This window comes from Oceaniglobus sp. K40-3 (assembly GCF_055808395.1).
This window is the reverse complement of sequence record NZ_CM147868.1, coordinates 2,368,674-2,387,472: the sequence shown is the minus strand read 5'-3', so window position 1 is coordinate 2,387,472 and position 18,799 is coordinate 2,368,674. Positions and strand designations below refer to the sequence as shown.

Below are 18,799 nucleotides of genomic sequence, written 5' to 3'. Positions count from 1 at the left end.
AGTGTCCGATCTTCTGTGTAACTTCGATCTGGTCCATGCTTCCCGAGAGGAGCAAGGACGATGACCATATCCAAGGAACTGCTGGACGAACTACTGAAGGGCTGCGAGCGGCCTGAAGACCTGCTTGGCGATGCCGGGCTGATGAAAGAGCTGAAGATCAAGCTGATGGAACGAATGCTGGGTGCCGAGCTGACGGCACATCTGGGCTATGAGGATGGCAAGGACGCGCCGGCCGATCAGGCCAACCGCCGTAACGGCTCATCCGCCAAGAGACTAAAAGGCCAGGATGGGGAGTTGCCGATCGCGGTTCCGCGTGACCGGGACGGCAGCTTCGAGCCTGAACTGGTGAAGAAGGGCCAGACCCGCATTGATGGAATGGATGACAAGATCATCGGCCTCTATGCCGCCGGTCTGACCGTCCGTGACATCCGTGCTCATCTTGAGGACGTCTATGGCCTGCAAGTCTCGCCAGATCTGATCAGCCGCGTGACCGACGCGGTGCTGGATGAGGTTCGGGAATGGCAGTCCCGTGCGCTGGACCGGATGTATCCCATCGTCATTTTCGATGCTCTGCGGGTCAAGATCCGTGACGCCAACAGCCGCATGGTCAAGAACAAGGCTGTCTATGTCGCTCTCGGCGTCAACAGGGATGGCATGCGCGAGGTGCTGGGTCTTTGGATCGCCGACAACGAGGGCGCCAAATTTTGGCTCTCCGTGATGACGGAACTGAAAAACCGTGGGGTACAGGACATCCTGATCGCGGTCGTAGACGGCCTCAAGGGCTTCCCTGACGCCATCACGGCCGCCTTTCTTCAGCCTCTGCTGGCGGGATGTTTCCGATGGGGCCAAGCAAGCGTCTGTTGTTGAACCAATCGACCCATTCGAGGGTGGCCATTTCCAGATCCTGCATGTTCCGTCACGGTCCCTGGCGATGGACCAGTTCGGTTTTGTAGAGGCCGTTGATCGTCTCGGCGAGGGCGTTGTCATACGAGTCTCCCAGGCTGCCGACCGATGGCTCGATCCCAGCTTCGGCCAAACGCTCGGTATAGCGGATGGACAGATATTGGGCGGATTCAACCGGTCGTCGCAACACCTTCGATCATATCCTGTCTGAGAAGCCGGTCGAGAGCCTCCGCCGGTGTCTGCCAGCCCAGCGTCTTGCGCGGTCGCGTGTTGAGCGCATGGGCAACGGCGCTCAACTCGTCGACGCCGCGTTGGCTGAGGTCTGTCCCTTTCGGAAAGTATTGGCGGAGCAAGCCGTTGGTGTTCTCGTTGCTGCCGCGCTGCCAAGGGCTCTGAGGATCGCAGAAGTAGATCTCGAGACCGGTGTCGATCCGAAGCTGCGCGTGTTGTGCCATCTCGGCCCCTTGGTCCCGAGTCAGCGATCGTCGCAAGTTAGCAGGCAAGCCGCGGATAGTCCCCGCGATGGCATCCCGGATGGCTTCGGCACCGTGACCGGCGAGGGCTGGTCCATTTTTGGCAGACTTCCTTGTCCCGTGCCCCTCCATGCGCGGCAAGTGCAGGAGCATCGTAAAGCGGGTCGTGCGTTCAACCAGCGTGCCGATCGCCGAACTGCCAAGACCGAGAATGAGGTCGCCCTCCCAATGGCCTGGAACTGCCCTGTCACCGATTTCTTCCGGGCGGTCGCTGATCATCAGCGCATCGGCGATGAAGGCCTTGTCGCGGTTCCGTGCGCGTTCGCGAGGCACTCTGAGAGCACGGCCGGACCGGAGACAGGCAGACAGCTCCCGCTTCAGCGCGCCGCGCCCTTGAATATAAAGAGCTTGGTAGATGGCTTCGTGGCTGATGCGCATGGTTGGGTCCTCGGGGAAGTCCACCTTCAGACGCTGCGCGATCTGCTCCGGGCTCCAGGCTGAGGACCAGCGTCGGCTCTGCCGGTGAATGGCCCGCCGTCCTTTCCATACCACAACAGGCCCATTGAAGGCGATGCCGTCCGGTGCGGCAATGAGGCCGGAAAGCCGATCCTGCACGTAGTCACGCAGGGCAGGGTTCAGCGCGAGCTTGCTGACCTTCGGACGCTTGGCTGCACGGTCAGCGTGCCACTGCGCGTTGATCGCACGGTAGTCGTAATCTCCGCCACGAGTTGCCGAGTTGCGCCTGATCTCTCGGGAGATCGTGCTGGGCGATCTCTTCACCTTCCGTGCAATCGCGCGGATACCTGTGCTCCTCGCGCATTCAAGGGCTATTTCCTCACGTTCTGCGAAGGAAAGGCTACGGCTCTTCGGTCAAGCGGCCGATGGCGCAAGATGTGTGGGAGGCAGTCCGCCAGAACTCCGAAACCATCGGGTTCCGACAGGAGCAGAGACACCCGCTTCAACGGCGGCCTCCTCACTCGAAAGCCCCGATGCAATCTCCCGCCAGAACCGGCATAGATTCTCACGCTGCCAGATTGGCGGCCGACCTGGCGAGGATAATTTGGGACGGGTCGAGCGCTCGGATTTCCGTTTTCCTGTCATTATTTACACCTCCAAAAACGGGGTGTTGCGACGACCGGTTGAATCCGCCCAATATCTGTCCATCCGCTATACCGAGCGTTTGGCCGAAGCTGGGATCGAGCCATCGGTCGGCAGCCTCGGAGACTCGTATGACAACGCCCTCGCCGAGACGATCAACGGCCTCTACAAAACCGAACTGGTCCATCGCCAGGGACCGTGGCGCAACATGCAGGATCTGGAAATGGCCACCCTCGAATGGGTCGATTGGTTCAACAGCAGACGCTTGCTTGGCCCCATCGGAAACATCCCGCCAACAGAGGCTGAAGAGAACTTCTATGCACAGCGCGACGTGCTCGATATGGTCGCGTGAAATGAAGTTATAGGTCTCCGGTGAAACCGGCGCGATTCAGAGCGCCAGTTCCTACACTACGCCACGGGACACTATCGCATGAAGGGGGGCCTGTTTTGGACCAGCCATTCTGAACTGTCGGGTCACGCAACGGGGCAACACCTGTTTGATCGCCAGTATTCACTGCCTTGTTATCTGCTTTCACAAGATCATCAGACGCAGTAGGCATGCCGATCTTTGGCGTTTCGGGACAGATCATGGCGCAAAAATCAACGATCTATAAAGTTGAACTCTCGGTCTCTGACATGGATCGTCATTATTATGAGACCCATAAACTGACCGTTGCGAAGCACCCGTCGGAGACGGATGAGCGGTTGATGGTGCGCATCCTGGCTTTTGCGCTGAATGCCCATGCGCATTTGGAAATGACGAAGGGTCTTTCAACCGATGACGAACCGGACATCTGGCAAAAAAGCCTGAGCGGCGAGCTTGATCTGTGGGTGGCTCTGGGGCTTCCCAGCGAGAAGGTGATGCGCCAATCCTGCGGCAAAGCTGGCAAGGTGATCGTCTATCCTTACGGCGGCAGGACCGCCGAGATGTGGTGGGACAAAGTTAAAAACAGCACCACCCGTTTCGATAATCTTCAGGTGATAAATCTGTCCGAGACCGACACCAGCGACCTTGCGAAACTGGTAAGCCGCGCGATGAAGTTTCAGGTCAATATTCAGGACGGCGATGTGATGGTCAGTGTTGGTGACAGCATCGTTTACGTGACCCCGGTAAAATGGAAGCCCGCTGCTTAATTCACGGATGCCTGCCGGAATGGCGGGTTTGCATTGTTGAGTGGCGCGCCAACCTCTGCGCCGATTGCTATGCGAAAATCTTCTTCGGCCCGAACCTGATGACCCAGATGGCATTTCTAGGTGCCATCAATTGTTACGTGCTGAATTCCTTCAGAACCTCTGCGGCAATCTGGAATGATCGCACCCTTGCTTGCGGGTCGTGGATCATGCCTGTCACCATAAGCTCATCTGGTTGATACCTGGATATCAGGGCCTCGAACTGCCTGCGGACCGTCTGAACATCGCCGGTCGCCGAGCAGGACAATGCGCGTTGGACCTGGGCAAACACCGGCGCCGGAATGAGCGAGGCGACATCGTTCTGCGGATGGGGCAGCTTGCCCGGGTTTCCTGTGCGCAGGTTGGCGAAGGCCAGGAATTGCGATGACCGCAGAAACTCTGCTTCTGCCTCGGTTTCCGCCGCGCAAGCCCCTGTGGCCATCATCACATAGGGGCGCGCAAGGGATTCCGAGGGCTGGAAAGACGACCGATAGATCGAAATCGCCTGCTCCAACAGGTCAGGTGCGAAATGCGATGCAAAGGCGTAGGGCAGGCCAAGATGCGCCGCCAGTTGCGCACCATAGAGCGAGGAGCCGAGAATCCAGACCGGAACCTGGGTGCCTTCGCCGGGAATGGCGCGCACCGCAGCGCCCTTCGGCGCGTCGTTGAAATAGCCAATCAATTCCTGCACGTCCTGGGGAAAGCGATCCTCGGGCGCCATATGGCGCCGCAACGCGCGGGCTGTCGCCATATCCGTGCCGGGTGCGCGCCCCAATCCCAGGTCGATCCGGTCGGGAAACAGGGTTGCAAGCGTTCCAAATTGTTCAGCCACCATAAGGGGGGCGTGATTGGGCAGCATGATTCCACCGGCGCCAATGCGCATGGTTTTCGTCGCCGCCGCGACATGACCGATGACAACCGCCGTGGCTGCACTGGCGATGCCCGGCATGTTGTGATGCTCGGCCAGCCAAAAGCGGTGATATCCCGCAGCCTCTGCCGCGACGGCAAGGGTTGCGGTATTGGCCAAGGCATCTGCTGCGGTCTTGCCTTCGGGGATCGGCGACAAGTCGAGTAACGAGAATTTCTTCATGGTGCGGTCCTTTTGCATGACCTATGCACTGCAGGGTTGCGAACCAAGGAAACCCGCGGATTTTTGTTGTGAGGCCCGGCGTTGCGCGACTGCGCAGGCCCGCCCGGCCAATGCAGGGGGCGTGCGTCACTCGTCAGTCTTGCCCCAAACAGGACGGCGGGCGATGTTGGTTGGCGCTGGTTTGGCGGCTCCGGTACGGGACCAGAAACCGGTTTTGCGGGAGTGGGATTTCTTCAGCTGCGCGAGATAGGTGGCGTGGTCGGCCACTTCGTTCGGGCGTTCCGCGCCGCGCACGGTGGCACTTCGCACAATCAATTACCCTTGCAGGTCGCCGCGTGGCCGAGTAAAAGGCCGCAGTCGCGGGTGTATCTCAATGGTAGAGAAGCAGCTTCCCAAGCTGATGACGAGGGTTCGATCCCTTCACCCGCTCCAAATCCACGGAATCTGAGAAATTCACGCGATATGTCGTGGTTGCGTGTGGCGCCGGGTCCGTAGAGTGTTTTGCACCAGGCGATGAGTGCGGCCCCGCCAATTCTTCCAAAGGATGAAATACGTTCTCAACTCTTTGTTGAAGCGGCGTTTTTAGCCGCCTGTCAGGCGTTTCCCATTCATGTAACGGAATTGGCGGCATCTAAAAGAATTGACAGAATAGGCGTCGCGGGTGTCTCATAAACTCGTTTTCAATCAAATTTTATGGGGGTTTTCTCGTGGCTAATATTGCACTCGACGGCGTTTCACCTTTCACGGCTTTTGGCAACACCTTCAACTGGAGCAATAATTATCTCGGTGAGGTCAATATTTCGGTCTATGACGGACAGCCTGGTTATACGCTGAACGCAGCTCTTTCCGGAAACTGGGACATTGACGTTCTCAGGCTGCGCAGCGACGGGCCGATCAACGCGAATTTCACCAACAACGGCGGGGGCGACCGCACGATCAATTATGTCGATCTGGATGATGCCACCGGAACGCTGGATTTGAGCGACACGCGGGTACGGTTCCTGCGCGGTGATGGCGAAATCAATCTGACCCTGGGCAATGAACGCACCTCGGCGGTCGAACTCTACGGTGGCAACAACAGGATCACACTGGGCAGCGGTGGCGTGGGTTTGATTGAGTTTGGCAATGGCAACGACACGGTCAGCGGCGGTGACGGCTATATCAACGGGCTGTACATGGGGCACGGCAACAACGTCTTTAACGGCGGCAATGGCTTTGTTTCGTATCTGAGGGGTGGCGACGGCGACGACACGGTCACGATTCGCAACGGCGCGGATTCACTGTCGCTGGGCGATGGAGCGAACACCCTGACCATCGAAAGCGGTATGGGGGGCAACACCAACTTTGTCGGCGCGGTCACGTCCTACAGTGGCAACAACACCGTCACCGTGAACAGCAACGGCGAGGTGCATTCGATCGGGTTCTCGAACGGGCAGGACCGGGTGACCCTTGATGGTGGACGGGCCGAGCAGATTCAGTTGGGCGACAACGACGATATTTTCGTGGCCCGCAACGGTGGCGAAGCCAGTACCGTCATTCTGGGCAGCGGCAACGATCAGGCTTTCATCGGAAATGGCAGCGATGTCGTGTCGATCACGGCCTATAACGGTGACGACCGGTTCGTTTATTCCGGCGATGGCCGCGGCCAGAGCGCCCAGATGGGCAATGGCAACAACCGGATCGAGATGAGCGGCAGTGCGCGCGTTGACCAGGTTCTTGCCTATGGGGGGGATGACACGGTTATGATGTCCGGGTCGACCCGGATCGAGAGCGCCGGTCTGAACGACGGTACAAACACCGTCACCCTGACCGGTGACAGCCGGATCGGCAGCCTGCAACTGGGCAATGACAACGATACGATTACCCTGAACGACAACGCCCGTATCCATCTGTTGAAAATGGGCGCAGGCGACAACCGGCTGACCACCGGAAACGGGTTTATGGAATCGGTCTATTCCTATGAGGGCAACAACACCCTGCGCATCGGTGATGGCGGCGCGCGGCAGATCGCCTTCAGTGGGGATGGCGGCGTGCATGATGTCATCACCCAGGGCTTTGTCGGGGCGTTTCAGGTGAACGGCAATTCGCGCACGACCCTTGTGGCCAACGGCGGGGCAAATTCCATTCGTCTGGGCGATGGTGACGACAGCGTCACCATGGGCCGCAACGGGTTGGGGCAGGTTCGGCTGGGCGATGGCAACGATACCATTTTCCTGCACGAAACAGACCCGAACCATGGCACAGCGGTGCAGGGCGGGGGCGGTGTTGATACCGCCAGTTTCGCCCTGTTCGGGCGTGGCGTGGCCGTATCCCTGCAACTTGACGGTGCGTTTCAGGATATCGGTGATTTTGCCGGCGATACCGGCCAATCCGTCGCCGGGTATTTTTCGTTCATCCAGATGGAGTCGCTGATCGGGTCCGGTTTCGATGACCGGCTGATCGGCGGCGATGAGGACGAGGTGCTGCACGGCGCCGCCGGCAACGACGTGATCTATGGTGGCGCCGGGAACGATACGGTGCTGGGCGATGGCGGCAACGATATTGTTTACGGCAACATAGGGGACGATCTGATCGGCGGCGGCGATGGGAACGACGCGCTGTTCGGTGTGGCCGGGGCCAATGCAATTTATGGCGGCGCGGGCAATGATACCGTGCAGGGGGGCACCGGGGCAGATACCATTGTGGGGGGCGGTAACGGCGCAAATACGCTGCTGGGCAATGGTGGCAACGATGTGATCACCGCCGGAGCGGGCGCCGATTTCATGGCCGGTGGCGATGGCAACGACTCGCTTTATGGCGGGGTCGGGGCCAACAGAATTTACCTTGGCGGGGGTGACGATTTCGTCGGTGCAGGGGCGGGAAATGACGCCATCTTTGCCGGTGCGGGGGCCAACCGCATTTATGGCGGAACCGGCAATGACACGATCACCTCGGGCACCGGGCGCGATGTGATTACCGCCGGCCCCGGGGCCGACGTTTTCGTCTTCAACAGCGCCGCACAGGCGGGAATTGGGGCCGGGCGCGATATCATTACCGATTTCCAGACCGGGGTTGATCACATTGATCTGAGTGCGCTGAATTTGACTTTCATCGGCGGGGCCGCATTCAGCGCCCCGGGGCAATTGGCGTATCAGACGGGCGGTGCGGCGGGGTATCTGATTGGTGACATCAACGGCGATGGCGTTACGGATTTCACCATCCAACTCAGCGGCGCGCCGGGGCTGACCGCCGGTGACCTGATCCTGTAAGGTCCAAGATCGGCGGGAATGTTGATTTGCATTCCCGCCGCGCAAATCGCCACGTGCCACGCCAAAGGCCGCTCCATTCCCGGGGAATTGGGCCAAAATTGTTGATCGAAACGTGAAATTGCGCCACCCTTGACAAGGTGGGCTGCCTATTCTGGCATGTTGACCACACATATTGTTTGAATTGCCGGAGTTTTGATTACCCAATATTGCACATAGAGAGGTCTTCTTGATGGGCATTCAGCTGAATACCTACAAGGCGCGTGTCGACCGAACCATCCCCAGAATCGAAGCGCTGAGCGACGTTACGACCAAGATCAGCTATCTGATTACGGCCGCCAGTTTCGGCGTGACAAAATTCAAGACCGCAGATGAAACGGCCGACAAGGCCGACAATGGCCTTTTCATCGCCAACGGCCTGCTGACGACGGTGGGGTTCATTTCGCCCCTCAAGACGCCGGTAAAGGGGTTGCAAGAGGTTCTCAAGGCACTGGAAAAACCAGTCGACAAGATCAACGACGCCTTTGACGATATTAGCGGCAAGGACGATACCTCGACCCCGACCAAGGAAGGCGACGGCGCGTTCATCGAAAGCGTCGAATCCAACCTGAACACTGCGGGTCTGGTCATTGCAGGCGTCAGGGACACCCTGACGCTCAAGCATCGCCAGCTTGAAATCGCATCCGAGGCGACAGGCCATTTCAGCCTTGCGATAGCCGCCGCCACCCGGGGCGGCGAAACCTGGAGCGGCAATTATACCGCGCTGAACACGGCCATCGAAGATCAGATGGCGGGGCGCACGGCCCTGATCGCGGGGGTTGAATCTCTCTATGCGTCGATCAAGGCCGATGTTGACGGGTTTCTGCAAGTGCTTGTCGACATTGATTTCGAAAAGATCCTTGGCGATCTGGTGGATCTGGAGGAAATTGGCAAACTTTTCGATTTCCTTGAAACACCGCTTGAAACGGCCGGTGCGCTGATCGAACCGATCCTGCCGCTTTTGAATGCGGTCGATGCATTGGTCGGGCTGATTGTGAACCCGATCATCGACTTTGTTGTCGATACGTTGAATCTGGATGATGTTCTGGGCGCGGCGCAAGACGCGATTTCATCGCTGACCCCGGCGATCAACCTGTTGGACGCGTTCAACCAGCTTGTTCAGCCGATGCAGGATTTCCTGCTGGAATATATCGTCGATGGTTTGGGCACGATCCCGTTTCTTGATGCCATCGAAGGGGCCTTTTTCGGTGATGTGGTTGGTGAGGCGGATCACGGGCCGACCGGCTGGGGCGATGATGTGTCCAACGTGCTGCGCGGCGATGATGGCGACGACATACTTGATGCCCTGGGCGGCAACGACACGATCCTGGCCGGTGGTGGCAACGATGTGATCCTTGCCGGGGCCGGGTCGGACCGGCTTGACGGTGAGGTGGGGAACGATCTGTTCTATTTCGGCGCCAGTTTCACCGAATACGAACTGGCGCGCGACCCGGACACCGGCGATATCATCGTCAGCCATCTGGCGCCGCAGACCTCGGTAAATACCGGGGTCGATGTTCTGGTGGCGCTTGATGATGGCGATACGGTGGTGTTCACCGATATTTCGTTCACCGGCGCCGAGTTGAACAATGCGATTATCGGCGGTTCGGTGCTGGTCGGTGATCAGAATGGCCCTGCCGACGATCTGATGTTTCTTCAGTCCTCGGGGCTTCGGGTGTCTGTGGACGGCAGCAGGTTCTATATGGCCGAGGGCCGTTCTGGCGACGACCGGATTTTCGGATCAACGGGCGATGACCTGTTGGATGGCGGATCAGGCAACGACGTGCTGCTGCCGGGGTTGGGTGACGACATCGCCAGAGGCGGGCCGGGAACCGATACGTTTCAGGTGCTTGAGGGCGCGCGCAGCCAACTGAGGGTGGATCTGATCGACGGCACATCCTTTGGTCAGGGGCGCGACACGCTCAGCGGCATTGAAAACGTCATCGCGTCGCCGGATCAGAAACATTCGGTCCGCGGCAGCGAATTTGCCAATGCGATTTATACCGGCGACGGAATTGACGTGATCTCGGGCCTTGGGGGCAACGACACGATAGATGCCGGCGGCGAGGACGATTATATCATCGGCGGCGCGGGGGCCGACGTGATCTATGCCGGGGCAGGCAACATCGACGTGATGGTGTCAGGCAGCGCCGCCGAGGCAGGTGTCAGCGACCATTATGTCGGGGGCGACGGGCTGGATTGGGTATCTTACGCTGCCCTCGCAAGCACGGGGATCAGCGAACAATCCGACGATCCCGCCATCGGCAACAAATTCCGCGAATTCCTGCGCGAGGTCGCGCAAAGCGGCCCGGTGCGCATCGACGGCACCACTGGCATCATCACGCGGTTTGACATGGCCGGCCACCAGATTTCCACCGACACTACGGACGGGGTTGAGGGCTTTATGGGGTCCGACATGGCCGATACGATCGCCGGCGGTGCGGTGGCCGATGGGCTGCACGGGGCGGGCGGCAACGACACGATCCGCACTGGTGGTACGGAAAACATCGACGGTGGCGTGGGCGACGATCTGATCCTGGTCGAAAGTGTCAATGGCGGCTCGACCGCGCTTCAGGTGAATGGCAACAACGGATTCGACACCCTGCGCCTTGACGGGGTGGGGGATGCGCGCTGGTTTTACAAGGTCGACACCGGCATCGCGCTGACCCTGAAGGCCTTTAAAACCACCGTGGTGGGCGAAGACCTGCGCAATGCGGGTGGTGCGTTCTTTTCGATCAAACCGGAAAGCATCGAATTGATGTCGTTCGGCAATTTCGACGATCATGTGATTTACAAACCGGGGGGCGGGGCGCTCCGGCAATTCGAAATGCGCGATGGCAACGACCGTTTTGACGGTGAAGGCGGCAATGCCGAGGTTTTTGCAGGCAACGGCAACGATGTCGGCCATTTCAACAACGGAGGTGGCGGCATTTTCCGGGGCGAGGCGGGCGACGATTACGTCATCTTCGACGATTCAGACAGCGGCAACGCCGCCCTGATGGGCATTGGCAATGATTTCGTGCAGATCGAACGGTTCTTCGGTGATGCTGACGGCGGCGCCGGTTTCGATGCCATCTCTTTCAATATTGACCTGGAGTCGCGGATTGTTGCCGACCTTGCCGCTGGCACCGTTGCGTCGTTCAAGGGCGCGACCAGCACCAATCGCTCCGATCAGGTCGGAATGACCTTGCGAAATTTCGAAACGCTGATCGCGACTGATTTCAACGATCTGATCGAGGGCAGCAACCGCTCGGAACAATTGATTGGCCGTGGGGGAAACGACACGATCCATGGCGGCGGGGGCGACGACAAACTTTATGGCGGTGCCGGAAATGACCAACTGCAAGGCGGCGCAGGCGAGGATCTGCTGCACGGGGGCACTGGCAACGATCATCTGGACGGCGGGCCGGGCAACGACACGGTGTCCTATGCATGGGTGCGCCCGGGCGGTTTGGACGGCGCGCTGCGCGCCGGTAATTTCGGCGGTGTCAGCGTTGATCTGACGGCAAACCTTGCCACTGGCGCCTTTGGCAATGACACGCTGGCCTTTATCGAAAACGTGGTCGGCAGCGGGGGGGATGATACGCTGACCGGCAACCGGTTCAACAATCTGTTGTCCGGGGGCGCGGGGGATGACAGCCTTGTGGGTGGCGGTGGCAATGACGTGCTGGTCACTGGCACTGGTGACGACACCGCCGCAGGTGGTGCGGGCGATGACAGGATCGTCGCCGGCCCCGGGAGCAAGCTGCTTTATGGCGGAGCCGGGATCGACACGCTTGATCTGGGCACGTCGCAGGGATCAATCCTGTTGCGGCTGGGTGCGTCCAACTATTCGGGGACAATGACCGAACAGGTCGCCCGCTGGTCAATCCGCGATCTGGACGGCGACGGCACCGCCGAAAGCGACGGCACCGAGGCGCGGATGTTCAACGGTGTGTCGATGACACCCGAACAGGTGCGCGAGGCCAACCCGGCCTTTTCCAACAGCGCCGACGACCTGACACGCATCCTGCCCACCCAATCGGACCGGGAGTATCGGGCGTTTCTGATCGAAACGGTGGATGTCGAAAATTACGCCGTCGGGCGGTTCTCTGGTTTTGAAAAATATGTGGGCAGCGAAAGCGGCGATACGTTCAGCGGCAATAGCGCGGCGAATTACTTCCTCGGCGCTGGCGGGGATGACACGATATACGCATACGAAGGAGACGACCTGCTTGCAGGCGGTGCGGGCAAGGACGAGCTTTACGGAGGAACCGGCAACGACACCCTGTACGGCGGAACGGGCAATGATCTCATCGCCGGGGCGGGCGGAAACGACTTTATCAGTGGCGGGGCCGGGGCCAACGTCATCTATGGCGGCGCGGGAAACGACACGGTTCAGGGTGGCACGGGCAACGATCAGATCGACGGTGGCGCCGGCACAAACCGGTTGTTCGGCAACGGTGGAAACGACACGATCAGGGCGGCCATGAACGGTGATTTCATCGGCGGTGGCGCGGGTGACGATCTGTTGCTGGGCGCAGACGGGGCCGACACGATCTTTGGTGGTCTGGGCAATGACAGAATCGGAACCGGCGCGGGCAATGACCTGATTTACGGCGGGGCAGGGGCCAACCGTTTGTTTGGTGGGTTGGGCGCCGACACGATTCAGGGCGGCACCGGTGGCGATCTGATCTATGGCGAAGGGAATGGGCGCAATGTGCTGCTGGGCAACGGGGGCGATGACAGGGTCCACGCTGGATCGGGCGATGATTTTCTTGCGGGTGGCGCGGGCAATGACAGCATCTTTGGCGGTGCCGGGGCCAACGCCATCTATCTGGGGGCGGGCAATGATTTCACCGGCGGCGGCGCGGGCAGTGATGTGATCGTCGCCGGAGCGGGCAGCAACCGTATTTATGGCGGCGTGGGCAATGACACGATTCATGCCGGAACGGGACGCGACGTGATGACTGGTGGCCCCGGTGCGGATGTATTCGTGTTCGCCAGTGCCGCCGCGGCGGGGCTGGGCGGGGGGCGCGATGTCATCACTGATTTCACCTCGGGCAGTGACCGGATCAACCTCGGCGCGCTGAACATGACGCTGATCGGCAATGCCGCGTTCAGCGGCACGGCGGGTGAACTGCGCGTGATCGCGGGCTTTGTGGTGGGCGATGTGGACGGCGACGGGATGAATGATTTCGCCATCGAACTAAGCGGCGCACCCGCACTGTCGGCGGCTGATTTCATCCTTTGAGCGCGGCTTGATCGGGCCACTATCGCCCACAGCCCTAGGTGTCGGGGGGATCAGGCCAAGGCCGCGCAGATAGATGCCGATGCAGGATTCCAACAGATCCTCGGGCGGGAAGGGCGATGTCCGCCCCGGGCTGCCCCGCGCGAACAATTCAACCACCCCGTGGGACATGGCCCAGATATGGGCGCTGAACATTTGCGGCGGCGGGCGTTTGGCAGGCGGGATGTGTTCGGACAGTTTGACGGCGGCCTTTTCCAGCACCGATTGCGCCTTGTTGGCGACACGGGCCAGTTCGGGGGTGCGGTTTACGGAAATGCCGGATTCGAACATCGCCACATAATGGCCGGGATAGCGGCGCGCAAAGGCGAGGTATGCCCGCCCCGTTGCTTCGAAGCTGGCGAGATCCGACGGCTGGCCGCTGTCATAGGCGTATTCCATGAGATCGGCAAAAACCGCATAGCCTTGCGCCGCCACCTCGGCGATCAGATCATCACGCCCTTCAAAGTGGCGATAGACGGCGGCGGGGGTGACACCGGCCTGTTTTGCCGCCTCTGACAGGGTAAACCCGTTCGGCCCCTTGTCATGGATCAGCGCAAGCGAGGCATCCACAAGCGCCTGACGCAGGTTGCCGTGGTGATACCCGCGCTTAGCCATTCCAGCTTTCAGGCCCGCCGGTTATCTTTGGATCCGGGGCGCTTAAATCTGACGCCTTTCCTTTGAAATCAACAGCCTGCAACACGCTTTGAATGCTGGCCAGCCGCGCGCGTTTCTTGTCGTCGGCTGCGATCACCGTCCAGGGGGCGGCGGTGGTTTCACTGCGATGCAGGGTTTCACTGATCGCCTCGGAATAGGCATCCCAGCGTTTCAGGCCCTCGACATCAATCCAGCTTAGTTTCCATTGTTTCAGGGGGTCACTCTCGCGTTTGAGAAAACGGCGCAATTGTTCGGCGCGCCCGACATTCAGCCAGAGTTTGACAAGGATGATCCCGTCATTCACCAGCATATGTTCGAAATCATTGACCTGCTGAAAGAACCTTTCGCGCTGTTCGGGGGTGCAAAACCCGAACACATGTTCAACAACGCCCCGGTTATACCAAGACCGGTCAAACAGCACGATGTCGCCGGCCGAGGGCAGGTGGCTGATATAGCGTTGAAAATACCACTCGCCCATCTCGCGCTCGGTCGGTTTGGGCAGGGCCACGACGCGCGCCACCCGGGGGTTCAGGTTTTCGCGGAACCGTTTGATCGCGCCGCCCTTGCCCGCCGCATCGCGTCCTTCAAACACCAAGGCAATCCGTTTTCCGGTGTCTTTCACATCAGCCTGAAGACGCACAAGATTGAGTTGCAGCGCGTCCAGCGCATCATCGTAATCGCCGCCATCCATCCGGTCGTCGTAGGGATAATCGGGGTCAAGGATGTCTTTCTTTTTGCCGTCCTTGATTGCCGCGCGCACCGTGTCGGGGGCCTCGGTTTCAAAGAACTGGCTGATGGCGCCGTCAAAGGGCAGGGTCATGTTCATCTCCTGATCGTGCTGTCCGACAGTATGGCGGCGTGCCGCTCAGCGCAATCCGGCGCGCTGTGCGGCGCGGTCGATGGTATCGGTTACCGCATCGGGGGCCACATGATGGGGCATGTGACCAATCCCCTCAAGGCGGGTCAGACGGGCACCGGGGATCTGTCGCACCAGCACCTCGGAGTGGACTTTTAGCGGAACGATGTCATCTGCCGTGCCGTGCAGGATTTCCACGGGCATCGACAAGGTGCCGTAATGTTTTGACATTTCAACGATATGCGGGCGCAGGGATTCAACCTGTCGGGCGTTGGCCCGAAACGATGCGCGGCGCAGGGTCAATCCGGGGCCGACATATTCGGCGTATCCTGCGGGCGGTTCCTGGGGCTGGAAGATCTCGTTGATCGTGTCTTTTACCCGTTGTTCCGGGGCAAAGGCGGTGATCAGGGGCACGACAGTCGCGCCCCCCACAGACGAGGCGGCGATGTCATATAGCGCGCCCAATCCTCCGGGCCATGGGTTTGACACCGCCGATACAATGACCAGCGCGGCAGGATCATATTCCAACCCCCAGGCCAAGGCGACCGCGCCGCCATAGGAATGGCCCAGCACGATGGGCCGCGTCACACCCAATTGGTCGGCGGCGGCCTTGAGGAACGCGGCCTGTTGGGCCGGGCTTTCGGCGGCAGTGTTGGTGGCGCCCTCAAAAGCCGGGGAAATGCGGTCGGTATAGCCAAGACCGGGGCGATCAAAGGCCACCACATGATAGCGGTCTTTCACCCGGTCAACGAAATCAAAGGTGAAATCGCGCAGATTGCCGCTGGCCCCGTGGATCAGGATCAGATCGGGGCCTTTGCCCGCCTCAAAGTAATGCACGCGGCGGCCTTCAACGGTCAGGAATTTGCCGATGGGGGGAAAACGCGCCTCGGCCTCGGCCTCGCGGTGGTCGGCGCGTTTGTCCACCAAGGCACCGCAGCCTGCGAGGGCTGCGGCAACGACGAAACTAGCGGCCAATCTGGGAAATGTCATAATGCGTTGTCTGATATATCTGGTTAAGCCAATTGCCATAGAGAAGGTGGGCATGACTTCTCCAACGGTTCAACGGTTTCAGGGTTGGATCGTTCCCCGGATAATAATTGTCAGGCACCTTGACCGGCGTGCCATCGGTGACATCGCGGTCATATTCCTGTTTCAACGTGTCGCTGTCATACTCAAAATGGTTAAAGATATAGAGCGCGCGGTGGCCCGGATCCTCAACCAGACAAGGCCCGACCTGATCAGAGCCAAGCAGCGTGGTCAGCCCGGGTGCGGCGTCGATCTCGGCTTGCCGCATTTCGGTCCAGCGGCTGACCGGAATCACGCAATCGTCGGAAAACCCGTTCAGATAGGGGGATGTGGGCGCCAGATTGGCGTGCCGGAAACAGCCAAACGCCTTGGCGGGCAGGATGTGTTTCGTGACCCCGTGAAAATGGTTGATCATCGCCATACCGCCCCAGCACACGCCAAAGGTGGAATGTACATTGGTCTGGGTCCAATCCATGACCTCGCACAGTTCATCCCAATAGGTGACCTGATCGAAAGGCAGATGTTCAATCGGCGCGCCGGTGATGATCAGCCCGTCGAATTTTTCGTCCTTCACCTCCTGAAACGGGCGATAAAAGGTTTCCATATGTTCGGCGGCGGTGTTTTTGGCCTGATGTTCGGACATGCGGATCAAGTGAAGATCAATCTGAAGCGGCGTTGCCCCGATCAGGCGGGCGAACTGATTTTCAGTCTGAATCTTTTTGGGCATCAGGTTCAGCAGGGCAATCCGCAAGGGGCGGATATCCTGGCGCGCGGCATCGGTATCGTCCATCACCATCACGCCCTCGTTCTTCAGTACGTTGAAGGCCGGAAGGGCAGAGGGCAGTTTGATGGGCATTTCGATGCTCCTTGGATGGGGTGAACAGATAGGGTGCGGGGGTGCGGCTCAACCCTTGTCGCGTGATGGTGTTCGCGCGATGGCCTTGGCGATCAGGGCATCAAACCCGGCGGCATCGCGCAGGTTCGCCACCTCTTCGGCGCTGACGGTGACGCCCCAGTTGCGCGCCATGGCACCATAGCGTGGACGGCGGTGCGCCAGAGCGCGGGCATAGGTCCAGCGCACAAAGGCATCAGGATCAACGTCGCCCTCGGACATATTGTGTTCGCTCAGATATTCGGCCCAGGCTGCGGTCAGGAAATCCGGGTGATAATACATCGGTTTTGGGGCACGATCAAACCGGCGGATCAGTTGGGCGGCGTGCGCGTCGGTTCCTTCAATCCAGACCGGCAGGGTATGGGATGACAGCGTTGTCATCACCGGATCATCGGGATCGTCGGGATTGACGACCTCGCAGATCGACCCGCCCGTGTCGCAGACGAAATTGTCATAGCCATAAAGGCTGTGCGCCCGGTCGATGAAATGCACCGTGTCCAGCAGGGCGGCGGTTTCGGCCTCGCGGTGTTGATCCTGCCGGTGCATGTATTGGGCAAAAGGCAGGCCGCCCTTGTCGGGGTTGCCGGGTTTGCCCAGATAGGTGGACAGGGGCGCCAGATTGTCGAACGTGATGTTCGAGGCCACATAGATGCTGTCGCTCAGCAGAAGTTCGCGCAACAGCGGCACCTTCATCGCCTCGCGTTTGAAATTATCGGCGATATGTTCGCCCATGTACCGGGTGCCGATGCGGTAATCTATGGAGTAATGAAACCACCCCGCCCCGGCGCGCAGGGTGTTGGCCACATGGGTTTTGCCCAGCCCCGACATGCCGAACAACATCACCCGTTTTCCGGGGGCGGCGTGCCAGCTTTCGGCGGTTGGATAGAGCATGTGACCTCCGGTGTTTTCCGGCGTCTTATCCTGCCCCGTCAGGATTTGGTAGAGGGCGAATGCGCCGTCGCCCCCTGCCGTTCAGGATCAACAGCCCCAGCGCAAGCACCCCAAACCCAAGATAGGCCGTCGGGCGCAGGGTTTCGCCGAGCACCACGACCCCCAGAACAATGGCCACAGGCGGAATCAGCAGGGTACAGAGCATCAGATTGCCAGCCCCCGCCATGGCCAACACCCGGTAATACAGCAGATAGGCAAAGGCGGTGGCGATCACCGCGTAATATCCGATGGCCAATACCGTGCGCGGCGCCAGGTCAAGCGTGATTGGCCCGTCGATCATCCAGGCGGCCGGTACCATGATGATTGTGGAGCCACTCAGCATCCCGGCGGCGGCCACTTCGGGGGGCAATCCGCCCAGCATGCGCCGCGCCCACGCCCCGGCAAAGGCATAGCTGAGCGTACCCCCCAACACCGCCAGTTGCGCCAGTGAACGGATGTCGAAATCGGCCAAAGCCTCAATCCCGATGGCGGTGGCAACCCCCAGAAACCCAAGAGTCACGCCGATAATGCGCCGCAGGGTCAGCCGCTCGTCGGCAAAGACTGCGGCCGCCACCAGCACCCCGAAAATCGCGGTCGCCGCGTTCAGGATCGACGTAAGGCCGGTTTCGATATGCAGCTGCCCCCACGCCATGAGCGAAAACGGAATGACGTTGTTCAACAGCCCCATGACCAGAAACGCGCCCCAGATGCGCGGATTGCGGGGCAGGGGCAGACGGCGCAGGGCGATGACGCCCCACAGAATCAGCGCGGCCCAGCCGACCCGGTGCGCCACGGCGGTGGCCACGCCGATTTCATCCAGCGCAATACGGATCGAAAGAAACGACGCGCCCCAGATTGCCGAAAGCAGCAACAGTTCGGCCCAGGCGCGGGGGAAAGGGTTTTCTGGTCTGACATATCTCAGGTGTTGAGTCCCGGCATCTGGTGGGTCGGACCCAGCGTAGATCGGCCCGGTTCCGAAGTCCAGATTTTGCAGATGTGTTCGTCGGGCGCGGGAAGGTTGAGGCGCTTTCATATCAGGGCGTTGGACAAAATCCGCTGTCTTTTGACCGGGCGCGCCTGAGCGCGAAAAAACCATTCCATATGCCACAGTCAGACAGTTTGTTTATACCCGTCGCGATCACGTGGTCTGGCCG

At 60.0% G+C, this 18,799-nt stretch carries 11 protein-coding genes, 1 tRNA gene and 4 pseudogenes; 6 read left to right on the top strand and 10 right to left on the bottom strand.

Going from position 1 to position 18,799, the window contains the following annotated elements; genetic code table 11:
• Positions 1–60 precede the first annotated feature (60 nt).
• Positions 61–810, top strand: a pseudogene (locus tag AC0L7P_RS12415) (IS256 family transposase); the annotation flags it as partial.
• On the opposite strand, the pseudogene AC0L7P_RS12410 reads toward AC0L7P_RS12415, so the two are convergent.
• A pseudogene (locus AC0L7P_RS12410) lies at positions 797–1,069 on the bottom strand (integrase core domain-containing protein); the annotation flags it as partial. The pseudogenes AC0L7P_RS12415 and AC0L7P_RS12410 overlap by 14 nt on opposite strands.
• 4 nt (positions 1,070–1,073) lie before the next feature.
• Positions 1,074–2,477 (bottom strand): annotated as a pseudogene (locus tag AC0L7P_RS12405) (IS30 family transposase).
• Positions 2,478–2,523: 46 nt separating this feature from the next.
• On the opposite strand from AC0L7P_RS12405, the pseudogene AC0L7P_RS12400 reads away from it, so the two are divergent.
• Positions 2,524–2,826, top strand: a pseudogene (locus AC0L7P_RS12400) (integrase core domain-containing protein); the annotation flags it as partial.
• Between the two features lie 236 nt (positions 2,827–3,062).
• The gene (locus AC0L7P_RS12395) at positions 3,063–3,608 is read left to right on the top strand and encodes a YaeQ family protein (protein WP_473435435.1); all 546 of its coding nucleotides are present in this window, start codon (positions 3,063–3,065) and stop codon (positions 3,606–3,608) included.
• Between the two features lie 133 nt (positions 3,609–3,741).
• On the opposite strand, the gene AC0L7P_RS12390 is transcribed toward AC0L7P_RS12395, so the two are convergent.
• Both AC0L7P_RS12390 and AC0L7P_RS12385 read right to left on the bottom strand, forming a co-directional pair.
• A complete protein-coding gene (locus AC0L7P_RS12390; RefSeq protein WP_473432696.1) occupies positions 3,742–4,734 on the bottom strand; it encodes an LLM class flavin-dependent oxidoreductase in 993 nt (330 codons plus the stop codon).
• Positions 4,735–4,860: 126 nt separating this feature from the next.
• A complete protein-coding gene (locus tag AC0L7P_RS12385; RefSeq protein WP_473433038.1) occupies positions 4,861–5,043 on the bottom strand; it encodes a hypothetical protein in 183 nt (60 codons plus the stop codon).
• 50 nt (positions 5,044–5,093) lie between these two features.
• On the opposite strand from AC0L7P_RS12385, the gene AC0L7P_RS12380 reads away from it, so the two are divergent.
• From AC0L7P_RS12380 to AC0L7P_RS12370, 3 genes are all read left to right on the top strand, one after another.
• Positions 5,094–5,166 (top strand) — tRNA-Gly (locus AC0L7P_RS12380).
• 275 nt (positions 5,167–5,441) lie between these two features.
• Positions 5,442–7,982, top strand: a complete 2,541-nt coding sequence (locus tag AC0L7P_RS12375) for a hypothetical protein (RefSeq protein WP_473433037.1) — start codon at positions 5,442–5,444, stop codon at positions 7,980–7,982.
• Positions 7,983–8,211: 229 nt separating this feature from the next.
• On the top strand, positions 8,212–13,251 hold the full coding sequence (locus AC0L7P_RS12370) for a calcium-binding protein (protein WP_473433036.1): 5,040 nt from the start codon (positions 8,212–8,214) through the stop codon (positions 13,249–13,251).
• On the opposite strand, the gene AC0L7P_RS12365 is transcribed toward AC0L7P_RS12370, so the two are convergent.
• Genes AC0L7P_RS12365 through AC0L7P_RS12340 form a run of 6 tightly spaced genes read right to left on the bottom strand, consistent with a single transcriptional unit; the run spans position 13,207 to position 18,516 of the window.
• Positions 13,207–13,902, bottom strand: coding sequence for a TetR/AcrR family transcriptional regulator (locus AC0L7P_RS12365; RefSeq protein WP_473433035.1), 696 nt, complete (start codon positions 13,900–13,902; stop codon positions 13,207–13,209). The two genes, AC0L7P_RS12370 and AC0L7P_RS12365, sit on opposite strands and share 45 nt — an antisense overlap.
• Complete coding sequence (gene ppk2, locus AC0L7P_RS12360) at positions 13,895–14,761, bottom strand: polyphosphate kinase 2 (RefSeq protein WP_473433034.1); 867 nt, start codon at positions 14,759–14,761, stop codon at positions 13,895–13,897. The genes AC0L7P_RS12365 and ppk2 overlap by 8 nt, the downstream gene beginning before the upstream one ends.
• A gap of 45 nt (positions 14,762–14,806) precedes the next feature.
• Positions 14,807–15,787 (bottom strand): alpha/beta fold hydrolase, encoded by a 981-nt coding sequence (locus tag AC0L7P_RS12355; protein ID WP_473433033.1) that lies wholly within the window; start codon positions 15,785–15,787, stop codon positions 14,807–14,809.
• A complete protein-coding gene (gene metA / locus AC0L7P_RS12350) occupies positions 15,762–16,679 on the bottom strand; it encodes a homoserine O-acetyltransferase MetA (RefSeq protein WP_473433032.1) in 918 nt (305 codons plus the stop codon). The genes AC0L7P_RS12355 and metA overlap by 26 nt, the downstream gene beginning before the upstream one ends.
• A gap of 48 nt (positions 16,680–16,727) precedes the next feature.
• Complete coding sequence (locus AC0L7P_RS12345) at positions 16,728–17,606, bottom strand: ATPase (protein WP_473433031.1); 879 nt, start codon at positions 17,604–17,606, stop codon at positions 16,728–16,730.
• A gap of 25 nt (positions 17,607–17,631) precedes the next feature.
• The gene (locus AC0L7P_RS12340) at positions 17,632–18,516 is read right to left on the bottom strand and encodes a DMT family transporter (RefSeq protein WP_473433030.1); all 885 of its coding nucleotides are present in this window, start codon (positions 18,514–18,516) and stop codon (positions 17,632–17,634) included.
• Positions 18,517–18,799 lie beyond the last annotated feature (283 nt).